This window comes from Pseudomonas sp. (assembly GCF_030683065.1).
In the GTDB taxonomy this organism is placed as follows: Bacteria; Pseudomonadota; Gammaproteobacteria; order Pseudomonadales; family Pseudomonadaceae; genus Aquipseudomonas.
In genome coordinates this window covers 1-1,340 of the sequence record NZ_JAUXMX010000005.1, presented here as the reverse complement: position 1 = coordinate 1,340, position 1,340 = coordinate 1, and the positions used below count along the sequence as shown (strand labels likewise).

2 protein-coding genes are annotated in these 1,340 nt (G+C 63.6%); both read right to left on the bottom strand.

Annotation, left to right across the window (positions count from 1 at the left end; all coding sequences use genetic code 11):
* Positions 1 to 720, bottom strand: a 720-nt coding sequence (locus Q8K09_RS00995) for a formyltetrahydrofolate deformylase (protein ID WP_305253085.1), incomplete at its 3' end; no start/stop codon positions are given.
* A 128-nt stretch (positions 721 to 848) separates the two neighbouring features.
* Positions 849 to 1,340 (bottom strand): sarcosine oxidase subunit gamma (locus Q8K09_RS00990; protein WP_305253084.1); only part of this gene is annotated, 492 nt, incomplete at its 5' end.

The window sequence follows — 1,340 nt, the reverse complement described above, 5'->3', positions numbered from 1 at the left end:
CTCCACGCCCTGGGCGATGATCGGCCCTTCATCCAGGTCGTTGTTGATGTAGTGGGCGGTGGCGCCAACCAGCTTGACGCCTTTCTGGTACGCCTGGTGGTAGGGCTTGGCGCCCTTGAAACCGGGCAGCAGCGAGTGGTGGATGTTGATCGCCCAGCCATCGAGCTTGCGGCACAGCTCCGGTGAGAGCACCTGCATGTAGCGCGCCAGCACTACCAGCTCGGCGCCGCTGTCCTCGATCACCTGCATAACCTTGCGTTCCTGCACCGACTTGTCGTTCGGGTCGAGGGGGAAGTGGTGGTAGGGAATGTCGTGCCAGCGTGCCAGCGGTTCCAGATCCGGGTGGTTGGAAACCACCGCCACCACGTCCATGGCCAGGTGGCCGATGCGCTGGCGGTAGAGCAGGTCGTTGAGGCAGTGATCGGCCTTGCTGACCATCAACACCACCTTGGCCCGGTAGCCCGGCGGGGTCAGTTCGGTGTGCATGTCGAACGGCGCCAGGCGTTCGTTGAGGCCGGCGCGGAAGACCTGCTCGTCGAAGCCATCCGGCTGGCGGAACTCGACGCGGATAAAGAAGCGCGAAGACAGCCGGTCATCGAACGAGTGGTGCTCAGTGACGTAGCAGCGCTGCTCGAACAAAAAGCGCGTCACCGCATCCACGGTGCCGAGCACACTTGGGCAGTGGGCGGTGAGAATCCAGGTATCGGGGGTGCGGCTCATAATAAACTCCGGTGACTTCTACCCTTTTCGCTCGGAAAAAGGAGTTGTCCGAGAACACCTGTGGGAGGGGCCTTGGCCGCGAAAGGCTTCGCGGACAAGTCCGCTCCCACAGAAGACCACTGCAACCTTCAGGCCTTGATCGCCAAGCCGAATTCGGCGCTGGCGTCTTGCAGCCACAGCCAGATGTAGTCGGAGAAACTTCGGCGCACCAGCAGCTCCCAGGTCTCTTCGCCGGTGCGGCGAATTACCAGCTGGGTCTTGGCGAAGGTAGTACCGACCGCCTTGCCCACCGGGAAGCTGCGTGGATGCACGTCGTAGATCGAAGATTTCATCAGCAGCTCGCGGACTTTCGGGCCCGTCAGCTCGAGAATCGTCTGCCCACCGCTGACGTTGACCACCTGGATGTGCTGCCCGGCGAGTGCTTCGCGCAGGCTCTTTTCGGCGGCGAACTCTTCGCCGCTTGGCACGATCAGCAGCCACTCGTCCGGGCCCAGCCATTGCAGCGAGGTCTCGCCACGGCTGACCAGACCCAGGGCGCCGGGCAGTTCCAGGCCGGTGGCCTTGTGTACGCCGCCGGCAAAGGCCACGTCATGCCCGTCGCCACGCAGGGTCAGGTGGCC